General features: G+C 71.7%; 21 protein-coding genes. 4 read left to right on the plus strand and 17 right to left on the minus strand.

Going from position 1 to position 22368, the window contains the following annotated elements; translation table 11 throughout:
• Positions 1 to 113 precede the first annotated feature (113 nt).
• The 4 genes from ACFXAZ_RS23780 to ACFXAZ_RS23795 are packed head-to-tail and all read right to left on the minus strand — an operon-like array spanning position 114 to position 4380.
• Positions 114 to 1277 (minus strand): hypothetical protein, encoded by a 1164-nt coding sequence (locus tag ACFXAZ_RS23780; RefSeq protein WP_384594691.1) that lies wholly within the window; start codon positions 1275 to 1277, stop codon positions 114 to 116.
• Positions 1274 to 2485: a Dabb family protein gene (locus tag ACFXAZ_RS23785; protein ID WP_384594694.1), complete on the minus strand. Its 1212-nt coding sequence runs from the start codon at positions 2483 to 2485 to the stop codon at positions 1274 to 1276. Before ACFXAZ_RS23785 ends, ACFXAZ_RS23780 begins: the two co-directional genes overlap by 4 nt.
• A 21-nt stretch (positions 2486 to 2506) precedes the next feature.
• Complete coding sequence (locus tag ACFXAZ_RS23790; protein ID WP_384594697.1) at positions 2507 to 3031, minus strand: aromatic-ring-hydroxylating dioxygenase subunit beta; 525 nt, start codon at positions 3029 to 3031, stop codon at positions 2507 to 2509.
• Positions 3028 to 4380, minus strand: a complete 1353-nt coding sequence (locus ACFXAZ_RS23795; protein WP_384594700.1) for an SRPBCC family protein — start codon at positions 4378 to 4380, stop codon at positions 3028 to 3030. The genes ACFXAZ_RS23790 and ACFXAZ_RS23795 overlap by 4 nt, the downstream gene beginning before the upstream one ends.
• Positions 4381 to 4585: 205 nt before the next feature.
• On the opposite strand from ACFXAZ_RS23795, the gene fdxA reads away from it, so the two are divergent.
• The 3 genes from fdxA (at position 4586) to ACFXAZ_RS23810 (ending at position 6934) form a co-directional block, all read left to right on the plus strand.
• Positions 4586 to 4900 (plus strand): ferredoxin, encoded by a 315-nt coding sequence (gene fdxA / locus ACFXAZ_RS23800; RefSeq protein ID WP_384594702.1) that lies wholly within the window; start codon positions 4586 to 4588, stop codon positions 4898 to 4900.
• Positions 4897 to 5973, plus strand: coding sequence for an NAD(P)/FAD-dependent oxidoreductase (locus tag ACFXAZ_RS23805; protein ID WP_384594705.1), 1077 nt, complete (start codon positions 4897 to 4899; stop codon positions 5971 to 5973). Before fdxA ends, ACFXAZ_RS23805 begins: the two co-directional genes overlap by 4 nt.
• A 154-nt stretch (positions 5974 to 6127) precedes the next feature.
• On the plus strand, positions 6128 to 6934 hold the full coding sequence (locus tag ACFXAZ_RS23810) for an IclR family transcriptional regulator (RefSeq protein WP_384594708.1): 807 nt from the start codon (positions 6128 to 6130) through the stop codon (positions 6932 to 6934).
• A gap of 105 nt (positions 6935 to 7039) precedes the next feature.
• On the opposite strand, the gene ACFXAZ_RS23815 is transcribed toward ACFXAZ_RS23810, so the two are convergent.
• From ACFXAZ_RS23815 to ACFXAZ_RS23840, 6 genes are all read right to left on the minus strand, one after another.
• Complete coding sequence (locus ACFXAZ_RS23815; protein WP_384594711.1) at positions 7040 to 7396, minus strand: cupin domain-containing protein; 357 nt, start codon at positions 7394 to 7396, stop codon at positions 7040 to 7042.
• Positions 7393 to 8166, minus strand: coding sequence for an HpcH/HpaI aldolase/citrate lyase family protein (locus tag ACFXAZ_RS23820; protein ID WP_384594714.1), 774 nt, complete (start codon positions 8164 to 8166; stop codon positions 7393 to 7395). Before ACFXAZ_RS23820 ends, ACFXAZ_RS23815 begins: the two co-directional genes overlap by 4 nt.
• A gap of 162 nt (positions 8167 to 8328) precedes the next feature.
• Complete coding sequence (locus ACFXAZ_RS23825; protein WP_384594717.1) at positions 8329 to 9492, minus strand: amidohydrolase family protein; 1164 nt, start codon at positions 9490 to 9492, stop codon at positions 8329 to 8331.
• Between the two features lie 26 nt (positions 9493 to 9518).
• Positions 9519 to 10370 (minus strand): fumarylacetoacetate hydrolase family protein, encoded by an 852-nt coding sequence (locus ACFXAZ_RS23830; RefSeq protein ID WP_384594720.1) that lies wholly within the window; start codon positions 10368 to 10370, stop codon positions 9519 to 9521.
• 170 nt (positions 10371 to 10540) lie between these two features.
• On the minus strand, positions 10541 to 10936 hold the full coding sequence (locus ACFXAZ_RS23835; protein WP_384594723.1) for a nuclear transport factor 2 family protein: 396 nt from the start codon (positions 10934 to 10936) through the stop codon (positions 10541 to 10543).
• Positions 10921 to 11373, minus strand: coding sequence for a VOC family protein (locus ACFXAZ_RS23840; protein ID WP_384594726.1), 453 nt, complete (start codon positions 11371 to 11373; stop codon positions 10921 to 10923). Before ACFXAZ_RS23840 ends, ACFXAZ_RS23835 begins: the two co-directional genes overlap by 16 nt.
• Before the next feature lie 188 nt (positions 11374 to 11561).
• Here ACFXAZ_RS23840 and ACFXAZ_RS23845 point away from each other — a divergent pair, with 188 nt between their 5' ends.
• Complete coding sequence (locus tag ACFXAZ_RS23845) at positions 11562 to 12596, plus strand: aldo/keto reductase (RefSeq protein WP_384594756.1); 1035 nt, start codon at positions 11562 to 11564, stop codon at positions 12594 to 12596.
• A 390-nt stretch (positions 12597 to 12986) separates the two neighbouring features.
• Here ACFXAZ_RS23845 and ACFXAZ_RS23850 read toward each other — a convergent pair whose 3' ends face one another.
• The 7 genes from ACFXAZ_RS23850 to ACFXAZ_RS23880 form a co-directional block, all read right to left on the minus strand.
• Positions 12987 to 13901 carry an ABC transporter permease gene (locus tag ACFXAZ_RS23850; RefSeq protein WP_384594729.1) on the minus strand — a complete coding sequence of 305 codons (915 nt, stop codon included), beginning with the start codon at positions 13899 to 13901 and terminating at the stop codon, positions 12987 to 12989.
• Positions 13898 to 15079 (minus strand): ABC transporter permease, encoded by a 1182-nt coding sequence (locus ACFXAZ_RS23855; protein ID WP_384594732.1) that lies wholly within the window; start codon positions 15077 to 15079, stop codon positions 13898 to 13900. Before ACFXAZ_RS23855 ends, ACFXAZ_RS23850 begins: the two co-directional genes overlap by 4 nt.
• Complete coding sequence (locus ACFXAZ_RS23860) at positions 15076 to 16644, minus strand: ABC transporter ATP-binding protein (protein ID WP_384594735.1); 1569 nt, start codon at positions 16642 to 16644, stop codon at positions 15076 to 15078. Before ACFXAZ_RS23860 ends, ACFXAZ_RS23855 begins: the two co-directional genes overlap by 4 nt.
• 29 nt (positions 16645 to 16673) lie before the next feature.
• Positions 16674 to 17762, minus strand: a complete 1089-nt coding sequence (locus ACFXAZ_RS23865; protein ID WP_384594738.1) for a BMP family ABC transporter substrate-binding protein — start codon at positions 17760 to 17762, stop codon at positions 16674 to 16676.
• 316 nt (positions 17763 to 18078) lie between these two features.
• The gene (locus tag ACFXAZ_RS23870) at positions 18079 to 19458 is read right to left on the minus strand and encodes an amidohydrolase family protein (RefSeq protein WP_384594741.1); all 1380 of its coding nucleotides are present in this window, start codon (positions 19456 to 19458) and stop codon (positions 18079 to 18081) included.
• Positions 19455 to 20477 (minus strand): zinc-binding dehydrogenase, encoded by a 1023-nt coding sequence (locus tag ACFXAZ_RS23875; RefSeq protein WP_384594759.1) that lies wholly within the window; start codon positions 20475 to 20477, stop codon positions 19455 to 19457. Before ACFXAZ_RS23875 ends, ACFXAZ_RS23870 begins: the two co-directional genes overlap by 4 nt.
• An 868-nt stretch (positions 20478 to 21345) precedes the next feature.
• A partial coding sequence (locus tag ACFXAZ_RS23880) for a PucR family transcriptional regulator (protein WP_384594744.1) occupies positions 21346 to 22368 on the minus strand: 1023 nt, incomplete at its 5' end.

Here is a 22368-nt window from a genome sequence, read left to right on the forward strand (position 1 = left end):
GCGGGTTCGCCGGCTCTGCCCGGGGCCGGGGCGGGGGGCGGCCCTGCCGGGCCCCCCCCGCATGGGCCCCCCCCGGGGGGCTCCCCGCGCGGCCCTCGGCTCGTGTCAGCGGACTACGCCGACAGCTCGGTCAGCAGCCTGCGGTAGATCCGCGCATACGCGGTCAGCTGTGCCACGGACAGCGCGTCGCGGCGGGGATCGCCGGTGGCGGGCCTGGCCTGGGGGCCCAGGCGTACGGTGTCGACGCCACGGGCGCGCAGGACGACGCCGTCGGTCGATCCGGTCCAGCCGGTGATCGGGGGCGGCTGCGCGCCGAACTCGTCGTGCCAGGCCGTCCGGGCCGCCTTCACCACCGGGGCGTCGGCCGGTGTCGCCGCGGCTGCCGCGACCGGCTCGGCCGTCACGTCGACCGTGCAGTCCCGCAGCTCCGACCCGGCGGCACGCGCTCGCAGCCGGTCGGCCAGCCCGGCCGCCAGTGCCGTGGGGTCCACCGGGTCACCTGCGACGACGTACAGGTCGATGCGCAGCCGGGCCGGGAGCAGGTCGGGCTTGTCGGGCCAGCCGCCGCTGATCGCGCCGATGCCGCAGGCCCGGCCGGTCTGTCCGGTCCGGGGGTCGGCGGCCAGGTAGGCGGTGCGCCAGCGGGCCAGCTCGTCCAGGACGACGCCGGACGAGGCGATGACTCCGCCGGGCGGGGTGGCCGAATCGGGCGCCATCGCGGCACCGGAGCGGCCGGTCAGCCGGACGGTCAGATAGAGCGCGCCCGGCTCGTGCCACAGCAGGGTGGGCGGGCCGCACTTGGCCACGATCGCCGACCCGGGCAGCGGGAAGGCCTCCGCGTACGCCTCCAGACCGGTGATCCGGCCGCCGCGTCGATGGGTGCCGGAGCCGGCCAGCAGCAGCCGTCCGGTGCCCGCCCCGGCGAAGGCGACCAGCGCGGCGGCGGCCGGGCCGCGCGCCACCCCGAGCCCGAAGCCGGACACCGTGTCGTCCTCCACATCGAGTGGGGCGACCGGCGCGGAACTGCCCGTGACCAGGGAGTTCGCGGTGCCGTCGTCATCCAGTGAGGTGTCGAGGTGGGAGTAGAGCAGGGGTCCGGCCCCGTGGTCGGCGATGAGGCTGCCGCCCTCGGGGCCGTGCTCCAGCACCTGCCAGTCGATGTGCGGCCACCGGTCGGCGCACCAGGCGCGCAACCGGTGGGCCGCCATCCGCTCGCCCCCGCGTGGCGCGGGCACCGTGTCGAGCAGATGCAGGGTGTCGAGCAGGTGCTGCCTCAAAAACGTCCCCAGTCGTCGGCGGCCGGGCGCCACACGTCGATGTTGCGCGGGTCGGCCGGCATCCTGCGGGGCCGGTGCGTCTCGTGCTCCTCCGGGGTGAACACCCGGTGCGCGTCGCACAGCTCGTACCGGGGGCCGAAGCGGGTGTCGTGCATGTAGAACGCGATCGAGGTCGACGCCGAGTGGTTGACGATGTCGGAGGCGATCGGGGCGCCCTTGTACAGGGCGCGGGCGCGCATCCGCATGACATGGTCGAGGCTCTTCATCGCGAAGCACAGGTGCGCGACGTAGTGCTCGGTGTTCTTCTGGATCGCGAGGCTGTGGTGGTAGCGGTCCTCGCAGCGGTAGAAGGTGGTCGAGCCGACGACGTGGTCCGAGGGCTGGAAGCGCAGGACGTTCTGGTAGAAGTCCCGGGTCTCCTCGAACTTGTCGGTGGCGATGAAGGGGTGCACCAGGTCGAGCGGCCGGATCTCGATGTGCGGCGGCTCGGCGTACTCCTGGAACTCGGTGAACAGCTCGATGATCAGGCCGTTCGGGTCCTTCACCGCGAAGCCGTCGTCGCACAGGGCCTGCTGGCGCTCCTGGAGCTCCAGGATGTCCAGGCCCGCGTCGGCGACGCTCTTGCGGAGCTGTTCGAGGACCTCCGGGCTCCCGACGCTGTAGCCCACCGCGGTGGTCCAGCCGTCGGTGCGCTCGGGGGCGTTGATCAGCTCGATGGCGTGATGCTCGATGTCGGCGCGCAGATAGGCGTAGTCGTCCGTGCGCTGCTCCAGCTGGAGCCCGACGTGGTATTCGAGGAAGTCGATCGTGGCCTGCATGTCGGGGACCTCGATGCGGGCGTACTCCATGCCGTACGGGCCGTGCGGGCGTGTGCTCACCGGCGCTGTCCTTCCTGCGGCGAGCGACGGGCGCTCGGTGTACTCGAACGAGGTGATGGCCTGCTGGCCGATGACCGGCCGCCAGCGGGTGCGCACGAAGTGTTCGTGGGAGTCACTGCCGAGGTAGGCGAGCAGGTCGTCCCGCGTGTCGAAGTCGACGGCCATCGTGTGCGTGAAGGTCCGGTCGCGGTTGCTGATGTTCTCGCCGAGGACGAAGCCGCGCATGGCCGGATACCGGCTGGGGAAGCCGCGCAGCTCCGCCAGCACGGACTCCCGCGTGGCCGGGTCGGTTCCGTCGGCGAACCGGAAGGAAAGGGTGTGTCTGATCATGGGGTCGCCTTCCGTCGCCGGCTAGAGGATGAAGCTGAGCCGGGCACCGGCTGCGAGCGACTCATGGCCGAGGACCGAGCGGCGCAGCCGGAACCGGAATCCGTCCTCGGACGGCACCAGCACATGCTCGTACCAGCCGACGTACGCGTCGAAGTGGCCGTCGCGGGCGCGGTGCACCACGAAGGACGCGGTGGCCCGGAAGGAGTCCTCGTCGACCGCGAAGAGCCGGACGTTGGAGACCAGCCGGTGGGTGCGCGAGTGCGGGTTCTCGGCGTGGGCCTTGCGGGACTTCAGGCGCTTGACGCGGGCGAGCAGCAGGTCCCAGTCGTCGTCGACGAACGATCCGGTCTCGTGCGGCGACCAGCCGGGGCGGTGGTCGGTGGTGGGGATCTCGTAGCGGGCGCCGGGCTCGAACAGGGCGAGCCAGGCGTCGTAGTTCCAGTGGTCGAGGATGTCGGCCTCGTCGTAGAGGAAGTCCTCCACCTCCGGCCGGCCGATGGTGCGTCCCGCGCAGTGCACGGAGCCCCGGTTGACGGTGGCGGTCATCGTACGTCCCTCCCGCTCAGGAGGGACGCCGGGCGCTCGCCGCTGACGTCCAGGCCGCCCTCGATGCCCACGGCGTCCACCCAGTGCCGCCAGAAGCCGCGCATGGCGCCCTCGTCGGTCGACCTGCCCTGGACGCCCTTGACCTCGTCGGCCATGCCGCGGGACATGTCGCTGTAGTCCAGCTCGGGCGGGGTCGTGCCGGCGGTGGCCTGGATGCCGCGCTGGACCGCCTCGTACGCCTCGATGTCGTCGGGGGTGGCGAGCCCGCCGGGGCCGACGAAGCTGACGACCGTCTTCATGCGCAGGGCGCGGGTCTCCGCGTCCTCCTCGCGGGGGACCAGCTGCCAGGCGCGCACATCGGTCTGGTCGGGGGCCACCGGTTCCAGTTGCCGGATGGACAGACCCTCGATGTCGAACAGCAGGAGGTTCGGGAAGACGAAGAGGATGTGGCTCTCGTCGGCCACGTGGTGGGCCCGCCGCTCGCCCAGCCGCTCGGTCATCTCGGCGCGGTGGCGCTCGGTGCGGATCCGTTCGTCCTCGCCGAAGCGCGGCTCCCAGATCATGCTGATGCGTCCGCCGTGTCCGGTCAGGACCAGCAGCCCGTGGCCGTTGCCGAGGTTGTAGGCGTACTGGTTGTCGTCGGTGACTGCGTAGCCGCTCTCGCGCAGGTAGCCCACGAAGGTGTTGTGGGTGGGCGCGAAGTGGTATCCGTCCATGGCGTTCTCGACGGCGAGTTTCCAGTTGCCGCGCACGCTGTACAGCTGGGTGCCGGGCAGGGTGGTCATGCCGCCGGTGTGCTGCTGCTGGATCATGGTGATGTAGTCGGCCGCGTCACCGAGGTAGTCGAGCAGCGGCGGGACGTCCGGGTCGAAGGAGACGAAGACGAATCCCTCGTGGGTCTCCAGCCGTGGCACGGTGCGCAGGGACATCGATTCACGGAACGCGTCGGTCGACTCGTAGGCGTCGGCGTCCGGGATGGCCGCGACCTCACCGTTGTTGCGGAAGGTCCAGGCGTGGTAGAAGCACTGGAAGAGCCTGGTCGAACCCTCGTTCTCGCGGCACAGCACGGTGCCGCGGTGCGGACAGGAGTTCAGGAAGGCGTGGAGTTCGCCGGCGCTGTCCCGGCAGAAGATCAGCGGCCGGCCGCCGAGCGTGCGGACCTTGAAGTCATTGGGCTGGGGGATCTCGGTCTCGTGCCCTAGATAGAGCCAGGTGTGCTGCCACACCCAGCCGCGTTCCCGGGCGAAGACCTCCGCGCTGCGGTAGGCCTCGCGGTTGACCCGGAAGGTGAGCCGGTCCCAGTCCTCGACGACCATCGGTGCTGGGACGGTCCGGGGGTTGCTTCCCATGGGGAGTTTGCCTCTCACAAGTCCCGACCCGAGCAGCGTCCCGTGAGACGCCGTCTCGTATGTCGTAGTAGCGTCCCCCAGTGGACCAGACGGTGTCAAGCATCGGTCGCACGGTTGACACCCCCTTCCTGTGCAGCCATCATCCAATTCCACATTGAAATACACCGTCTCGCATTCTGTGCGACCGTGTGAAGGGCTCAAGCTCGTGCCATACGTCATCACTGAGGCCTGCGTCGACGTCATGGACAAGTCGTGCATGGAGGAATGCCCGGCCGACTGCATCTACGAGGGCGACCGGATGCTCTACATCCAGCCGGACGAATGCGTCGAGTGCGGGCGCTGCGAACCCGTCTGCCCCCAGATCTCGATCTTCCATCACGAGGATCTTCCGGACGCCAGCAAGCGGTTCGAGCGCATCAACGCCGAATTCTTCACCCTCGGCATCGAACCGCTGGGCTCGCCCGGCGGGGCGCGCAAGGTCGGCAAGGCCGGCCACGACCACCCGGAGGTGGGCGCGTGACCAGCCCCGCCGACGGCTCCACGACCGGACCCACCGACGGTCCCACGACCGGACCCTCTACTGGCTCCACGACCGGACCCGCTGCCGGTCCCACACCCCCGGACACCGAGGTGTCCGTCGATCTGCTCGTCATCGGCGCCGGTCCGACCGGGCTGTACGGCGCGTACTACGCGGGCTTTCGCGGCATGAGTGTCGCGATCGCCGACGCGCTGCCCGAGGCGGGCGGCCAGATCGCCGCGCTGTACCCGGAGAAACTGATCTACGACGTGGCCGGCTTCCCCGCCGTGCGCGGCCAGGACCTGGTGGACCGGCTGACCGAGCAGGCGGGGCGCTGGAATCCCACCTATCTGCTCGGGCACGGGGTCACCGAGCTGGCCGACACGGACGGGGGCGTCGTGGCCACCACCGACGCCGGCGCCCGGATCACCGCGGGCGCGGTCCTCGTCTGCGGCGGGATCGGCAACTTCGTCCCGCGTGAACTGCCGGTCGGCTCGGAGTATCTGGGCCGCGGGCTGCGCTACTTCGTGCCCAAGCTGGACGAACTGGCCGGACAGGACGTCGTGGTGGTCGGCGGCGGCGACTCGGCGCTGGACTGGGCGCTGTCACTGGAGCCGATCGCCTCCTCCGTCACTCTGGTGCACCGGCGGACCCGGTTCCGGGCCCATGAACGCTCCGTGGAGCAGGTGCACGCGTCCTCCGTGCGGGTCCTCACCCCCTGCGAGGTCGAGAAGATCCACGGCGCCGAGTCCGTGACGGAGGTCGTGGTCACACACGCCGACGGCGACCGGACCCACCTTCCCGCCCAGGCGGTGGTGGCGGCGCTCGGCTTCATCGCGGACCTCGGCCCGATCGAGCGGTGGGGACTGGACCTGCGCCGCCGGCACATCCTCGTCGACCGCACCATGCGCACCAACCGGGAGCGGGTGTTCGCGGCCGGTGACATCGCCGACCACGACGGCAAGGTCAGTCTCATCTCGATCGGCTTCGGCGAGGCGGCCCTGGCCGTCAATCACATCGCCGCCCTGCTGGACCCGGCCCGCTCGATCACACCGGGGCACTCCTCCGATGCCTGAGGCAGCCGCGCCGGGCCACCACCCGGGCCCTTCGGTGACAACGGCCACGCATCTTTGCACGCGCCGTTACACTCCCCCTCGCCACTACTCTATTCGATACGGCATTTCATTTAGTGCCAAATGACCGGTCACATACGGTTGGGAGCGATAGATCATGCCCACGAAGGCGCAGCGCGGCACCGGGGAACAGGACGGCCCGGACAGGACCGCGCCGACCATCCAGACGGTGCAGCGTGCGGCGCTGATCCTCGGTTCGTTCACGGTCGGCAAACCCCACATGAGCCTCAACGAGATCACCGCGCGTCTCGGGGCCAGCAAGGCGACCGCGCACCGCTACACGAAGGCGCTGCGGGCGGCCAACCTGCTGCGGTACGACGAGCGCACCTCGCTGTACTCGCTGGGCCCGCAGGTGCTCACCCTCGCGGCGGCGGCGCGGGCCGGCCTGCCGATCGTCGCCGCGGCCGAGCCGTACATGGAGGAACTGGTCCGGCGCATCGACGAGACGATCGTGCTGTCGGTCTGGGACGGCGAGTCGGCGACCGTGGTGCGCTCGGTGGACAACACCGCCCACATGGTGCGCATCAGTGTCCGGGTCGGCTCGCGTCTGCATCTGACGACCTCGGCACAGGGCCGCGTCTTCCTCGCGTTCCTGGCTCCGGAGCAGGTGCCGTCGCTGCCGCGCACGGCCCGTAGGTCACCGGAACTCGTCGAGGAGCTGGAGGCGATCCGGAAGTACGGTCTGTCGGTCAACTCCCCCACCGTCAACGGGGTCCGCACCATCGCGGCGCCGATCTTCGAGGGGGACAAGATCAGCGGAACGCTCGCGATCGTCGGTACGACGGCGACCGTCTCGGACGACGTCGGCTCAGCGATGGCACAGCAACTGCTGGAGACGTCCCGTGCGTTGTCGCAGCGGCTGGGCACCACCGAGGACACCCCCAACGGCAACGGCGGCGGCTGACCGGTCGTCAGCAATCGTCGGAGCAACGAAGGATGGCCCACCGCGCAGGCGGTGGGCCATCCTTCATTCTTCATTGCGCGTGGGCCAGGGCTCACGCCCCGTGGGTCAGGGCAGCAGGTCGGCCCGCGGCGGTACGAAGAAGTCGATGTTCACACAGGGGGCCTCGGTCGGCTCCACATAGTGCTCACTGCCGCGGGGAACCAGCAGGAACGATCCGGCACGCATGTCGTGCGCCACGCCGTCCACGTAGTAGTTGGCCCGGCCCTCGGCGATGTGGACCAGTTGGTCGAAGTCCTCGTGCCGGTGCGGGTTGAGGGTCATGCCGACCTCCAGCTCGTGGTGACAGATCATCACCTCGTCCGTGGAATAGACGCGTCGGCGTACTCCCGGGCGCACCTGGGTCACGGGCAGCTCGTCCCAGTTGACGACGGTGTGGAACAGCGCGGCGTTGCGGGTGCTCACTGGTTCTCCTCTCCGGCGACCGTGCGCAGGCCGGCCGCCAACAACTGAAGGTCCGAGCCGACGACCAGATAGCCGGCGGCGCCCAGGCCCAGCTCATCCACGGCGCCTCTGTTCGGTGCCCAGCCGCCGAACGCCACGCCGGCGCGGCGGGCGGCGTCGGCCACCCGGTCCACCGCCTCGCGCAGCACCGCCGGGCCGGCCCGCAGGCCCAGGTCGACGGCGAGGTCGGTGCTGCCGACGAAGCACACGTCGAGCGGGGCGAGCAGTTCGGGCAGCGGGTCCGTGCGCGCCGTCTCGATCTGGCCGACCAATACGGGCGGGTCGGCCAGTTCGGCACCCAGGAACCCGGCGAGCGGGACCGCGCCGAACCGGGCGGCCCGGTTGGCCAGACTCACCGACCGGCGGCCGGCCGGCGCGAACCGGGTGGCCGCCACCAGCGCGTCGGCCTGGGCGACCCGGGTGAGCATGGACAGCTGGATGCCCGCCGCCCCGGCCTCCAGCAGCCGGTTGACGGCGGCGGCGTCCACCTCCGGTACGCGGACCAGGGCGGGCAGGCCGCACACGGCCGCGTGCCGCACCAGGCCGACGGCGTCCTGCTCGGTCAGGGTGGAGTGTTCGAGGTCGACGACCACGAAGGCACACCCGGCCGCCTGGGCCAGTTCCACCACGTCGGGCGACGCGAGCTTGACGAACGTACCGACGGCGGGCCCCGAATCGCTCAGGGCCGCGCGCAGTCGGCGCCGCAGGGGATGGACGTCACCGGCGGTCATCTGACCCTCTCAGGGATGTACGGATACAAAGTGGTACGGATCTGCGGGATGTATGGCCCGAGGATGCGCGGTTTGCGGGACGCGCGGTCCGAGAACGCGCGGTCCGCGGGAAGTACGGATCCGTCGGGCCAGGTGTGGATCGTGGGGCCCGGTAGGGATCCGTCAGGCCGGCTTCAGACCGCGCCACGGCACGATGTCGACCTCGGCGCCGGCGTGCAGCACCACGGTCGGCTCCAGGCGGGGCGCGACGATCGAGTTGCCGGCGGCGTCGGGCAGGACGACCTCGTCGGTCTCGGTGACGACCGTGATGTCGGCCCGGCCGCCCACCTCAAGGCGTCCGTAGCCCTCGGTGTCGAGCCCGAGCAGCTGGGCCGGGGCGACCGTCGCCCGCCGTACGCACTCCTCCAGGGGTGCGCCCAGCGCGACCAGCTTGGAGATGCTGGTGAGCAGGTCGAACACCGGGCCCCGCCAGTTGCGCGCACTGGTGTCGGAGCTGAGGATGTCGGGCAGGAAGCCGTCGGCGATGGCCCGGCGGGCCACCTCGAAGCTGAGGTTGCTCTTGCCGTGCGCGGAGTCGAAGAGCACCCCGCGCTCGCGTGCCGCGGTGACGGCGGGCTGCACCCGGTCGCCGTCGAGGATGCCGTGCGGCTTGCCCGTGTAGCAGTGCGCCACGATGTCGCCGGGGCGCAGGTAGTCCAGGACGATGGGCAGCGGCTCCGAGGTCTCGCCGATGTGCAGCATCAGCGGGAGATTGGCCTGTTCGGCGAGGTCCACGGACTTCTTGAGCAGCGACTCCCAGTTCTCGCCGACGACGTCCTCGGAGAGCCGGATCTTGAAGCCGCGCACGATGTCGGGGTGGGCCTCGGCGGTGGCGAGGGCGTCCTCGGGGACCAGGGTGTCGGGGTTGAGCAGTTCGCCGAACCGGAAGTCGATCAGGCCGAGCACCGAGACATTCAGGAAGTTGACGATGCGCAGCGGGTTGGCCTCGACGACCAGTTTACGGAACGCGGCGAACGTCGAGGCGCCGGCCGTCCCGGCGTCCGCCGCCGCGACCACGCCGCGACGCAGATGCGCCTCCTCGGCGGGCGCTCCGACGGCGGAGACGTACTGGAAGATATGGGTGTGGCCCTCGACCAGGCCCGGCAGCACGGTGGAGCCGGTGGTGTCGATGGTGCGGACCGCGTTCGCCGCCAGGCCCTCGCCGATGGCGGCTATGCGGTCACCGTTGACGGCGACGTCGAGCCGGGCGTTGGTGCCCGAGGCGGGGTCGATGACAGTGCCGCCGGCCAGGACGAGGTCATAGGACGGAGCGGAGGAGTTGGACATCGATGTGGGCTCCTGGGTGAGGACGGTCAGCTGACGGGTTCGGTCAGCCGGTGGTCGCGCGGTGCGGTCCCGGCAGGACGCGCGATGCGGGTGACAAGGGGCAGTACGCCGTCCACCTCGACGCGTATCTCGTCGCCGTCGGCGAGGAAGCACGCGCGGTCCTGGCCGGTGCCGGCCGGGGTTCCGGTGAGGACGACATCGCCGGGTTCGAGAGCGGTGAACCACGACAGCCTGCTGAGCAGTTCGGGGAGCGGAAAGATCATGCCGGCGCTGGTGTCGTCCTGCCTGAGTTCGCCGTTGACCCGGGTCCGGACGCGGATCGCGTCGCGGTCGGGCAGCTCCTCGGGGGTGCAGAGCGACGCGCCGAGCGGGGTGAAGCCGGGGTAGCTCTTGGCGAGCGCGGGTGTGCCTGTGCTGCGCATGACATCGCGGGCGGTCATGTCGTTGGCCGCGGTGATCGCGGCCGTCGCGGGCCAGACCTCGGACTCGGCCGCCCGGTACAGGCGGCGACCGACGACGACCGCGATCTCGCCCTCGTAGTCGGGTTCGGCCACGGCTCCCGGGATCACCACCTGGGCACCGGGGGCGGGGTCCGCGTAGGAGGCGGCCAGATAGAGGATCGGGTGCTCGGGGAGTCCCCGGCCGGTCCGGGTCGCCTTGGACACGTAGTTGAGTCCGACCCCCCACACCGCGCGGGGGCGGCCCAGCGGCGCCCTCAGCACGGCCTCGTCGATCGGGACACGCCGGCGGACCGCGCAGGAGGTCAGGCAGGTGAGCGAGCCCTCCTGTTCGAGGACCGCGCCGAGGTTCGGAAAAGCAGTGTCCAGAAGGGCCACGGCCCCGTCCTCGATCCGGCCCAGGCCGGCCTCAGTCGTCACTACTCGCATGCTGAGCATCTTTTAATGCGAGACGGCATCATGTCAAGCGATACGCAAAGGGGGTCTGGAGACAGACCTGCACCCCGTCCGCCTGGCAGGCGTACGGGGTGCAGGAAGGGCTTGTTCGCAGTGGTCGAGGGGGGTCTCGGAGGGCGGCGGCGGCCCAGCCGTCACGCGAGCTGCCGCCGGACCTCTCCGCTGTCCCAGTAGTCCGTGCGGCGGGTGATGAGACCGGCGGCGACGGTGAACACGAAGACCCCGCGGACCCGTACGGGGCGGTCGCCCGCCGAGCGCATCCGGAAGGTCATGACATAGGGCACCGCCGCCGACTCGCCGTCGACCAGGACCCGTTCGGGCGTGTAGCGCAGGTCGGCGAAGTCCGCCAGGAAACCGGTGAGCGCCGCGCGGTACTCGGCGCGGCCCCGGCGGTCCTGTCCCATCGACGACGTGTGTTCGTTGATGAAGTCCTCGGCGACGCAGGCCGCCACGGCGTCGGCGTCGTGCGCGTTCAGGGCCGCCAGATAGGCCTCGACGGCGTCGCGGGTGTCTCTCAGAGCGAACCCCACTTCTGGCGGACCGTGTCGAAGACCCGCTGGTCGTGGGAGATCTCGACGACATTGCCGTCGGGGTCCTTCAGGGCGCAGATGTAGCCGACGGGGTCGGGCATCTGGCGGGGCTCCCAGTGCAGGCAGCCCAGCTCGCGGGCGCGGTCCGCCAGCGCGTCCACGTCCTCGCGGGTCGGCACCTCGACGCCGATGTGCGCGAACGGGTGCAGCAGACCCAGCTGGCCGCCCTTGTCCTTGTTGAACGACACCAGGACGAGCACGAACGGCGTCTCGGCCTGCTTGTCGTTGGAGAGCCAGACGCTCTCGCCGTCCGCGTCCTGGAAACGCTCGACCACGACCAGCGGCGTCAGCGAGGTGTAGAACGCGATCGCCTTGTCGAGGTCGCCGGTGGGCAGCGCGACATGCGTCCAGCGGGCCGTGGTGAGACCGGTGGTCACGGTACCTCCATCATGAGTGGTGCTGCTTTCCCGACGAGCGTACGCACGCACACCCCCGCAGGTCGATGTGCTGCGGACACAACGCGTACGCGAAGAACGCTGACCCCGCACGACATCGGTTCCGGGACCCCGCTGTGGGAGCCTGCGCTGGAGAGTGAGCGGTGTCGGCACGAGAGGCTGGGGCGAACATGCACTACCGGATTCTGGGTGGCACGGGCATCGAGGTGAGCCAGCTCTGCCTCGGCTCGATGATGTTCGGGGCCTGGGGCAACACCGACGAGGCCGAGTGCCACCGCATGGTGACGACGGCGCTGGACGCCGGGGTCAACTTCGTGGACACCGCCGATGTGTACGCCTTCGGCGAGTCGGAGGAGATCCTCGGCAGGGCGCTGAAGGGACGGCGCGACGACGTCGTACTGGTCTCGAAGTTCCACAACGAGATGCCGGGCCGGCCGCTGGACCGCAACCGGCGGGGCAACTCCCGGCTGTGGATCACGCGGGCCGTGGAGGACAGTCTGCGCCGGCTGGGCACGGACCATCTCGACGTGTACCTCGTCCACCGTCCCGATCCCCGCACCGACATCGAGGAGACCCTCGGCGCGCTCGGCGATCTGGTGCGGGCGGGCAAGATCCGGGCGATCGGCACCTCCAGTTTCCCGGCCGAGGAGATCGTGGAGGCGCAGTGGGCGGCGCGGCGCATCGGCCGTGAGCGGTTCACCGTGGAGCAGTTGTCGTACTCGATCCTGGCCCGGCACGCGGAGGCCGCCGCCCTGCCGACCGCGCAGCGGCACCGGATGGGTGTCATGGTCTGGAGCCCGCTCAACGGCGGCTGGCTGACCGGCAAGTACCGGGCCGGGGCCGAGCCGTCGGGGGACTCGCGCGCGCGGACCAACGGCGACCACTTCGACTACGCCGACGCGGGCATCCGGGAGCGGAAGCTGGCGGTGGTCGAGGAACTGGTGCGGCTCGCCGAGGACGAGGGCTGCACGCTGGTCGAGCTGGCCCTGCGGTTCGTGCTGGCCCATCCGGGGGTCACCTCGGCGCTCATGGGCCCGCGCACCCATGACCAGCTGGTCTCGCAGCTCAGCGCGGTGGACCGACCGCTGTCGGCGGACGCGCTGGACCGTATCGACGCCCTGGTGGCGCCGGGCAGTGTGCTCAACCCCGGTGACGTCGGCCATGTGCCGCCCGCGCTGGAGACGGCGGCGCTGCGCCGCCGCTGACGCCGGAGGCACACAGTGATGCGGGCCCCGGAGCACGCCTGAGGGCGGGCCCGGGGCCCGCCCTCAGTTCGGTCGTCACGGCTGTCGGGTGGATCTGCTGGGTCGTCTCGCCGCCGTCGTGCTGAGCACGGTCCGGCCGCCCTCGTGAGGACGGCCCACAGCGAGAGCCGCTCCCCGTCAGGACGGCGGGACGGCCCGCGCGGAGTCACCCCCGGCGGGCCGGCCGTGTTCGAGCCGCCCTCGGCGGACCGAACCGCCCTCGGGCCGCCCCGCGAGGACGGCCCACAGCGAAAGTCGCCCTCGTCAGGTCGGCCCGGGGCAAAGTCACCCGGCAGGGCCGCCCGTGCGGAGTCGCCTCCGGTAGGGCCGCCCCGCGAAGAGTGACCCGCGTCAGGTCGACCCCCGTTCGAAGGGGCGGCCGAGGGCGGCGGGTTCTCGTTGTTTGGCGGTGAAGAGGACCATCGCCAGGAGGGCGAGCAGGTACGGGGCCGCGACGAGCAGTTGGGCGTTGAGGGTGACCCCGAGCGCCGGCAGTGCCAGGCGCATCGCGTCGGACAGGCCGAACACCAGACAGCCCAGCAGGGTGCGGCCGAGCCGCCACGCCCCGAAGATGACCGCGGCGATGACGATGTATCCGCGCCCGGCGGTCATGTTCTGGTTGAACGACCCGACCTCGCCGACCGCGAGGTAGGCGCCGCCGAGTCCGGCCAGCGCGCCGCACCAGAGCAGGGCCTGCCGGCGCCGCGCGTTGACCTTGATCCCGGTGACATCGGCGGCCTGCGGGTTCTCCCCGACCGCGCGCAGTTCCAGGCCCCAGCGGCTGCGCTCCACCAGCCACCAGGTGAGCGGCACCAGCAGGATCAGCAGATAGACGGGCCATCGTCCGGAGAACAGGGCCTCGCCGATCAGTGGGATGTCCCGCAGCACGGGGATCGACAGCACGCTCACCTGGTGCGAGGCGAACTGCTCGGTGGTGATCAGGTAACTCGTCAGTCCGAGCACGAGCGCGTTGAGCGCGAGGCCGACGACGAAGGTGTTGATGTACGCCCGGTGGGAGAGGTTGCCGTGCACGAAGCCGAGCACCAGGCCGGTCAGCACACCGGCCAGCAGGCCGATGGTGGCACTGCCGGTCGCGCTGGCGGTGGCGACCGAGGTGAACGCGGCGCCGAGCATCATCGCCTCGACGGAGATGTTCATGGCGCCGGCGCGCTCGGCCAGGTACTCGCCGCAGGCGGCGAACGCCAGGGGCACGGTCAGCCGGATACCGCTGGCGAGGATCGTCTCGGTGCTGTCCAGAACGCTCACGCTGCCGCCTCCATCTTCTTCGGGACGGCGGGCGCCGCGGGCGCGGCCGACGGCTGAGCGCCGCGGCGCTTGCGGTACAGGTCGATGAGAACGGGCGGCACGACGAACGCGAGGACCAGCAGCGCCTTGACGATGTCGACCAGATAGGACGGCACACCGGTGGCGGACAGGAAGTCGCCGCCCGCGCGCAGCATGGCGAACACGAAGGCCACCGGGATCGCGACCAGGGGGCGGTTGCGCGCGACCAGCGCGACGAGCAGGCCGTCCCAGCCGACGTTGTCGGACAGCCCGGCCTGGAGCCGGTTGGTGCTGACCGGGCTGGCCAGCAGCAGCCCGCCCGCCAGGCCCGCGAAGGCGCCCGACAGGGCCAGGGTGAAGCCGCCGAGGGCGGCCACCCGCACCCCGGCGTGCTTGGCGGTGCGCGGATTCAGTCCGAGCATGCGCACCTTGAAGCCCCACCGGCTGCGGCTCAGCGCGACGACGACGCCGATGGCGGCGACCAGCGCGATGAACACGCCCGCGTTCAGCTGGAGCGACGGGTACTCCCCGAAGTGCGCCAGCAGCGCGTTCGACGGCAGCGGGTTGGACTGGGTGTCCGCGATGCCGGAGGAGCCCTGCGGGCTCTCCTGGAGCAGCCATGGATTGCTGACCGTGAAGGTGACGAGCTGGATGGCGAGGAACGACATCAGCAGGGTGCTCACCACGACGTTGACCCCGCGGAAGCGGTGCATGAGCGCGCTCAGCGCGGCCCACAGTCCGCCGCCGACCGCCGCGGCGAGCATCACCACGACGACCAGCGTCGGGCCGGGCAGGGCCAGCCGGAGCCCGACAAAGGCGCCGACCAGGCCGCCGATGAGGACCTGCCCCTCCTGGCCGATGTTGAAGGTGCCGGAGGCCGCGCAGATGCACGCGCCGAGCGCGACCAGCAGCAGCGGCGCCGCGTTGAGCAGCGTCGTCGTCCAGCCGGCGGTGTTGGCGAGGCTGCCGGTCCAGATCGCGTCCGCGGAGGCGCTGGGCGAGGCGCCGGTCAGGGTGAGCAGCAGCGCGGAGGCGCCCAGGGCGACGGCGACGAGCACGACGGTGAGACCCGCGGTGATCCAGCCGTCGCGCCCGGGTCGCAGCCGGGCGAGGAAGAGCCGGGCGAAGTCGTCCGGACCTCCCAGGGCGGCGGACCTCATGCGGCCTCACCGCCGACCAGCATGCCGAGCCGTTCGGGGGTCGCCTCGGCGACGGGGAGCGCGCCGGTGATCCGCCCGGCGGAGATCACCGCGATCCGGGTTGCAAGGGCCATGACTTCCTCGAATTCGGTGGAGATGAGCAGCACTCCGACGCCTTCCGCGGACGCCTTGCGCAGCCGGGCGTACATGTCCTCGATGGCGCCGACGTCCAGCCCGTGGGTGGGCTGTGCGGCCACCAGGACACTGGTGTCGCCGGACAGTTCCCGGGCGAGGACGACCCGCTGCTGGTTGCCGCCGGAGAGGCTGCGCACGGGCGCGTCGAGCGAGGGGGTGACGATGTTGAACTCGTCGGCGAGGCGGCGGGCCTCGGCGAGCATCGCCCGCCGTCGCAGCAGGAACCGGCCGCTGACCTTGCCGAGCGACTTCATGGTGAGGTTCTCGGCGACGCTCATGTCGAGCACGACGCCGCTCTGGTGCCGGTCCTCGGGCACGATGCCGAGCCCGGCCCTGGACAGTGCGCCGGGCCGATTCAGGTCCACCGGGTTCCCGGTGACCTCGACGGTGCCGGCGCCCGGTACGACGAGTCCGGCGAGGACGTCGCCGAGCATGGCCTGGCCGTTGCCCTCGACGCCGTACAGGGCGACGATCTCACCGGCGCCCACGGTCAGGTCGACGGAGTCGAGCAGCTTGACGCCGCCCTGTTCGACGGTGATCCCGGCGAGGTGCAGGGCGATCCGGCCCTCCTCGCCGGTCGCGGTGTCGTCGTCGGCGGTGTCGTCGTCGGCGTGCTGCTGCGGCACCAGTCCGAGGGCGGCGGCCTCCTCGCCCAGTGACACCTCGCGGCCCACCATCTGACGGGCGAGCAGTTGCGGGGTGGTGTCGGCGGTGACCGCCCGGAAGGCGACCTTGCCCTTGCGCAGGACGGTGACCTTGTGGGTGGCCTGGGCGATCTCGGCGAGCTTGTGGCTGATGAGGATGACCGCGCGCCCTTCCTCGCGCACCACCCGGCCGAGCATGGCGAACAGTTCCTGTGACTCGGCCTGGGTCAGGACCGAGGTGGGCTCGTCCAGGATCAGGATCTGCGGGTTGCGCCGCAGGCACTTGACCACCTCGACCCGCTGGCGTTCGCCCGCCGACAGGGTGTCGACGCGGGCGTCGGGGTCGATCGGCAGGCCGTAGCGGGCGCAGACCTCGGCGATGTCGGCGTGGATGGCCGCCCGGTTGACCTTGCCGGTGTCGCCGAGGGCCACGTTCTCCCACACGGTCAGCCCGTTGATGAGGCTGAAGTGCTGGTGCACCATGCCGATGCCGAGTTCGGCCGCTTCCTGCGGGCTGTCCAGCGCGACCTCCTCGCCGCGTACCAGGACGCGGCCGGCGTCGCGCCGGACCAGTCCGAGCAGGACCTTCATGAGGCTGGACTTGCCGGCCCCGTTCTCGCCCAGGAGTCCATGGATCTCGCCGGCGTCGACCCGGAGGTCCACGGCGTCGCAGGCCGTGACCGCTCCGTAGGACTTGGTGATGCCGCGCAGCTCAAGAATCGGAACCGCAGAGGCTGTCGGTGTCATCGCTGGTCTTCCTCGTCGGGGTCGGCGGGTCAGCCGAGGCGCTCGACCTCGGCCTTCGGGTCGATCTCCTTGCTGCCGATCTTCGCCATGAAGTCGGCCAGCTGCTGCTCCTCGTCACCCGCGGGCTTGCAGATCTTGACCGTCGGGTAGGGGTCGACGCCCAGCTGCCACACGCGCTTGGTGCCCATCTTCAGGTTGTTCTTGGCGAACTCCTCCAGCGCGGCGCGGAAGTAGTCGCCCGGGCTGAAGACGACGGAGATGTCGAAGGCGGGGCTGGTGGAGGCGCAGCGGTCGGTGCCCGGGGTCAGGGTGACGACGTCGTTCTCGTTGGCCAGTCGCGCGGAGGCGTCCGTGGCGCCGCCGAGGTAGGGGTAGATGACCTTGATGCCCTGGCTGATCTGGGCCTGGGTGGCTTCCTTGGCCTTGGCCGAGTCATTGAAGTCACCGGTGTAGGTGCTGGTCACCTCGGCGGTCGGGACGACCTCGCGGATGCCGGCCTGGAAGGCGGTGGCGGCGGCGACGCTGAAGTCGGCCTTGGCGCCGGTGATGAAGCCGGCCTTGGTGTCGCCGGACGCCTTCATCTTCAGGCCGGCGGCGTATCCGGCGACGAGCATGGACTGGTTGGGGTCGTCCTCGGACAGCAGGACCTTGGGGGTCTGGTCGAGGTTCGCGCCCGTGGGCACGTACCAGGCGGTCTTGGCGCACACCGCCTCCTCGGAGGCCGGGATGGCGGTCTTCAGCTCGCTCGCGCCGAGCGCGACCAGGTCGACGCCCTGCTGACACAGCGCGCGGGCGGCACCGAGGGCGTCCCCGATGGGCACGCTGCCGCGCTTGATGACCGTCCAGCCCTGCTCCGTGGCGTAGGCGTCGGCGGAGTCCACGAAGCTCTGGTAGTAGCCCTTGTCGTTGATGTCACCGGGGCTGAGCACACCGATGACGACCTTGCCGTCGCCGTTGACATCGGGCTGCTGCTGGCCCGAGTCGCTGCCGCTGGCAGCGGGGCTCGCGTCCTTGGGCGCGGTCGCGTCGTTGCTGGCGCACCCGGCGAGCGTGAGGGCTCCGGCGAGCGCGAGGCCCACAGCGGCCCGAGGAGAGCGGAGAGAGCTCTTGGCAGTCATGTGCGTGGTCCATTCGCTGAGTGGCACCGCTCCGGCGGGGAGCGGCGGGGGTGACGTCTATGGGGTTCGATCGGCCGCAGGGGTCGATCGGTCGGCGGGCCGTACGCCCGAAGGGAGTTCGCGGGGACCGTCCGGTCGGGTTGGTACCGGGGGACGGGCCGGCTGCGTAAGAGGGCCCTTTCCGCCTGCGGCCAGGAACCGTCGATGGGTGCGTCCGCCGGGCCGCCGGGACCCTGGTGGGGTCGTGGCCGCGAGGTCGCCGGGGTGTGCGCGGATGTGCGCTTCGGGGTACGTCGGCTCCGGCGGGCCGGGGGGTTCACCGGGGTGCCGCCGGCTCCGGGGGCCAGGTCGGGCGGGGGGTGATGCCGGCCCGCCGCAGCAGGGCGGTGGAGCGCTCGGCGGCGGCTGCCGCCAGGGCCTCCGGGTCGACGCCGGTCGGCCGGCGGTCCCGCAGGACGACGCGGCCGTCGACCAGCACGTCCCGTACCGTGCGCGAGACATGGCCCCAGACGAGCTGGCGGGCCAGGTCGCCCCGGGGTGTCCAGGCGGGGTCGCTGCCATCCAGTACGACGATGTCGGCGGCCTTGCCCACCTCCAGCGAGCCGATCCGGTCGCCGAGACCGATGGCGTGGGCGCCGTCGATCGTGGCGAGGGCGAACGCCTGCTCGGCGCGGATCGGGTCGGGCAGGTCCCGGTCGCGTTCCAGCGCGGTGAAGAGGTAGGCGGCCAGGAGGACATCGGGGGCGTCTCCGGCGTTATGGGCGTCGCAGCCCAGTGCCACCCGGCCGCCGCGCCGTACCAGTTCGGCGTGGCGGGAGCCGCGGGTGTATCCCTGGGCGAGCCTCATGTAGGCCCCCGGGCAGGCGGCGACGGCGGTACGGGTGTCGAGGACGATGTCGACCTCGGCGTCGTCGAGCCACACGGCGTGGCCCAGCAGCAGGCGCGGCCCGAGCACTCCCAGCTCGCGGAAGTGGACCAGGGGTCGGCGCCCGCAGCGCCGGTCGTAGGCCTCGGCGTCGGCGGGTCCGGGCGAGATGTGCCAGGTCAGGGGGGTGTCGAGCCGTTCGGCCAGCTCGGCGGCGCCGGTGAAGAGTTCGTCGCTGGCGAGGTCGTGGCCCACGAGGGTGACCCACCCGGTGACGGGACCGGTGGTCGGCAGGGACCGGACGATGTCGGCCTGCCGGGCGAGCACCTCGTCGGCGGGCGCGCTGAAGGGCACGTCCTTCGCGTCCCAGCCCCAGCCGCCGACCCGGGCGCGGATGCCCGCCGCGCTCAGTCCCGCGACGACCCGTTCCGGGTAGGCGACCGTGCCGGGCTCCAGCACCGTGGTGACGCCCCGGGACAGGGACTCGACGGCGGTGAGGGTCGCCGACAGTTCGTCGTCGTCGCCGTCGCCGTGGGTGTGCAGCGGGACGATCCAGTCGAAGATCGACTCCTGTGCGCCGATGTCGTCGGGGATCATGCCGCGTACCAGCGGATCGATGGTCGTGTGCTGGTGGGCGTTGATGAGGCCGGGGACGACGACACAGCCCGACGCGTCGATCTCCCGTGCGCCGGGGAAGCGGGCGCGCAGGTCTTCGGCGGTGCCGAGGGCGGCGATGGCGTCCCCGGACACGGCGATCGTCGTACCGGTCAGAACCCGTCGCGCGGGGTCCATGGTGACGACGTCGCCGCCCACGATCAGCAGATCGGTCATGGCTCGATCACCACCTTTCCGATGGTCTGGCGGGCGGCCAGCACGTCCCAGGCGCCGGCCAGGTCCGCGAGCGGGTACCGGGCGGCGGTGGGCAGGTGCAGACCGTCTGCGAAGCAGGCCGACATGGCGGCGACGAAGTCGGCGGAGCTGTAGCCGCCCGTGCCGAGCAGTTTCAGGCCGCGGTGGAAGACCTCCTGGAGGGAGAACGACACCTGGTCGCCGCTGGTGTTGCCGGTCAGGACCAGCCGGCCGCGGATGCCGAGGCAGTCCAGTGAGGTGCGCCAGGTGTCCGGGCCGACGTGGTCCACGACCAGGTCCGCGCCGGCGCCGTCGGTGAAGAGCGACACCGTTTTCGCGGCGTCGGGCTCCCCGTTGGGCAGTACCAGGTCGGCGCCCGCCGCACGGGCCGCGTCCCGCTTGGCCTCGCTGCCGGCGAAGGCGACGACCGAGGCGCCGGCCCGCTTGGCCAGCGCGATGGCCGCCAGGCTGACGGCGCTGGCACCGGCGTGCACGACGAGGGTCTCCCCGGCGGCGAGCCGTCCGACGGTGTGCACCGCGTGCCAGGCCGCCGAGAAGGCGGTGGGCAGGGTGACGGCCGCGTCGAGCGGCAGCGCCTCGGGTACCTGGACGACCGACTCGGCGGACGCCAGGACGTACTCGGCCAGCCCGCCGGGGGCGTTGCCGCCCAGGACGCGGGGCCGGACGCAGTAGGAGCGGTCGCCCACCGCGCAGCGCGGGCAGCCGCCGCAGCCCTGGGTGGGGTCGGCGATCACCCGGTCACCGGGGACGACGGAGGCGACCGCGGAACCGGTCGCCACCACCGTTCCGGCGAAGTCCATGCCGGGCACATGGGGAAGACGGAAACCGGGAATCAGTCCCGGCCCCTTGAGCTGTAGCAGGTCGAGGCGGTTCAGTCCGCAGTAGGCGACCTTGACGACGACGTCGCGCGGGCCGCATATCGGCTCCGGGACGTCATGCAACGACACGGCGGTGGGCCCCCCGAAATCGGTCTGCACCATGGCTCGCACGCGTAGCCTCCTCACCGATCTCATCTCGCATTGCGAGGCGGTGGAACGTATTGCGAGGTACTCTGCCTCCGCCGAACGGTGCTGTCAACGCCCCTGCGCTACATCTTGGTTTCGTGGTCGTTTCGCCTGTTCGTGGCGGTGACGACCCAGGCCGTGAAGGGGTTGGGAGCGGGCGCGGGGGCCGCCTCCGCGCGCCTGTGGCGGCCTCGCGAAGGGCGGACGGCGGTCGGACACCTGACGTCCGACGCGCGGGCGGGGTGTTCGGGGGCGGGGGGCGCTCTGGGGGGGGGAGCTGGGCGGTCGGGGTCCGGTCGCTGCCGGGGCGGGTCCCGCGCCGGAGCCGTCGGGCCTGACGCGAGAACCCTCGGGCCCGGACGCCATGGCCGTCGCGTCCAGGACGCCAGAGGCTCCGGATCTGCGACGCCATGGCCGTCGGCCCCGGGACACCAGAACCGACGCGCCCGAGGCAGCCGTGCGGGCCGGGCCCGAAGGGCGGTTGGCCCGGGGCGGCGGTGGGCGGTTTGCGGCACCGGGCGGGGCAGGCAACGGACGGCGGACAGCGGTCGGGAGATGGCAGGTGGCACAGCCCGGATGGCAGACGGCAGGCACCGGACAGCGGGCGATGCCGGACGACAGGCAGCAGAGGGCACAACCCGGATGGCGGACGCCGGACGCCCGACACCGGACAGCAGACCACGGACGGCAGGCACCCGGCGCCGGACACAGGACTCCAGACCCCGGCGGCACCCGCCCGGCGCCGAACGCAGGACGCCAGACCCCAGCAACACGCACCCGACGCCGGACACAGGACGGCAGACCACGGACGACACGCAACGGACAGCAAGCGGCGGGCATCGGCTCAGCGATGGGCCGGTACCGGCTCGTCGTCGCCGGGTTCCTGCTGGGCGTCGTCGGCCGCCAGCAGGTCCAGCGCGGTGAGCGCCAGGTGGAGTTCGGCCGAGGCGGCGGGGAGCAGGGGGTCGGTGCCGAGCAGGTTCTTGATCTGGCGGACCCGGTATCCCACCGAGTTGCGGTGCAGGTGGAGCTGTTCGGACACGCTCTGCCGGCTGCCCCGCTCGGCCAGCCAGGCCCGCAGGGTCGCCATCAGCTCCGGGCGCTGCCGGACCGGCCCGAGGTGGGTCTCGGCGTACGCCTCAAGACGGGCACGGGGCAGCGGCAGCAGTACCTGGACGACTCCGCAGCGCTCGAAGGTGAGCAGCGGGACGCGCTGGGTGCGGGCCAGGCCGAGCAGCCGCTGTGCCTCGGTGAAGGACCGGGCCAGCCCGTCGGGTGACTCGGGACGGGAGCCGCTCGCCGCGACGACATGGCCGGCGGACTCGTCGCCGGTCATGAGCCGCAGCCGGTTCTGGAGGCGGGTGAGCACACCGGCGTCCGGCACGACCGTCCACGCCGTACGCCCCTCCTGCTGCGCCGGGTGTTCCAGCCAGGCCAGTGCCGTGGACCAGGCGCGCAGCCGGGAGCCGCTGTAGTGCAGTACGGCACCGGCGGGCGGCCGGCGCAGATCGATACCGAGGGCCTCGGCCGCGGTACGTACCGAGGGGCTGACCGTGCCGGACCGCAGTGCGGCGACGACATCGGCCGGGGTGTGCCGCGCCGGGGCCTCGGACGGGGCGTCGCCGCGCACGGCGTCGATGAGCAGCGCGGTGACGGCGGCGCCGGCCAGCGCCTGCACGCGCGGGTCGGCGGGGCCGACGGTGAGCAGTACACCGGCCACGGTCGCCCCGGCCCGCGCGGGCAGCGCGCCGGCCCGCAGTCCGTCGAGCGTGTCGACCACCGGTCCGGCCACCCCGGCGAGGACACCGTCCGCGACCGCGGCCGTGACTCCGTCGCCGCCGTCGGTGGTCGCCAGTGGCACACCTTC

The sequence above is a fragment of the Streptomyces sp. NPDC059477 genome, assembly GCF_042749375.1.
In the GTDB taxonomy this organism is placed as follows: domain Bacteria; phylum Actinomycetota; class Actinomycetes; order Streptomycetales; family Streptomycetaceae; genus Streptomyces.

Excerpts from the sequence above, each read along its gene's own strand:
- ACFXAZ_RS23785 (WP_384594694.1), bottom strand. The coding sequence starts at position 2,485 with ATGATCAGACACACCCTTTCCTTCCGGTTCGCCGACGGAACCGACCCG.
- ACFXAZ_RS23790 (WP_384594697.1), bottom strand. The coding sequence starts at position 3,031 with ATGACCGCCACCGTCAACCGGGGCTCCGTGCACTGCGCGGGACGCACC.
- ACFXAZ_RS23795 (WP_384594700.1), bottom strand. The coding sequence starts at position 4,380 with ATGGGAAGCAACCCCCGGACCGTCCCAGCACCGATGGTCGTCGAGGAC.
- ACFXAZ_RS23810 (WP_384594708.1), top strand. The coding sequence starts at position 6,128 with ATGCCCACGAAGGCGCAGCGCGGCACCGGGGAACAGGACGGCCCGGAC.
- ACFXAZ_RS23820 (WP_384594714.1), bottom strand. The coding sequence starts at position 8,166 with ATGACCGCCGGTGACGTCCATCCCCTGCGGCGCCGACTGCGCGCGGCC.
- ACFXAZ_RS23825 (WP_384594717.1), bottom strand. The coding sequence starts at position 9,492 with ATGTCCAACTCCTCCGCTCCGTCCTATGACCTCGTCCTGGCCGGCGGC.
- ACFXAZ_RS23845 (WP_384594756.1), top strand. The coding sequence starts at position 11,562 with ATGCACTACCGGATTCTGGGTGGCACGGGCATCGAGGTGAGCCAGCTC.
- ACFXAZ_RS23855 (WP_384594732.1), bottom strand. The coding sequence starts at position 15,079 with ATGAGGTCCGCCGCCCTGGGAGGTCCGGACGACTTCGCCCGGCTCTTC.
- ACFXAZ_RS23860 (WP_384594735.1), bottom strand. The coding sequence starts at position 16,644 with ATGACACCGACAGCCTCTGCGGTTCCGATTCTTGAGCTGCGCGGCATC.
- ACFXAZ_RS23865 (WP_384594738.1), bottom strand. The coding sequence starts at position 17,762 with ATGACTGCCAAGAGCTCTCTCCGCTCTCCTCGGGCCGCTGTGGGCCTC.
- ACFXAZ_RS23870 (WP_384594741.1), bottom strand. The coding sequence starts at position 19,458 with ATGACCGATCTGCTGATCGTGGGCGGCGACGTCGTCACCATGGACCCC.
- ACFXAZ_RS23875 (WP_384594759.1), bottom strand. The coding sequence starts at position 20,477 with ATGGTGCAGACCGATTTCGGGGGGCCCACCGCCGTGTCGTTGCATGAC.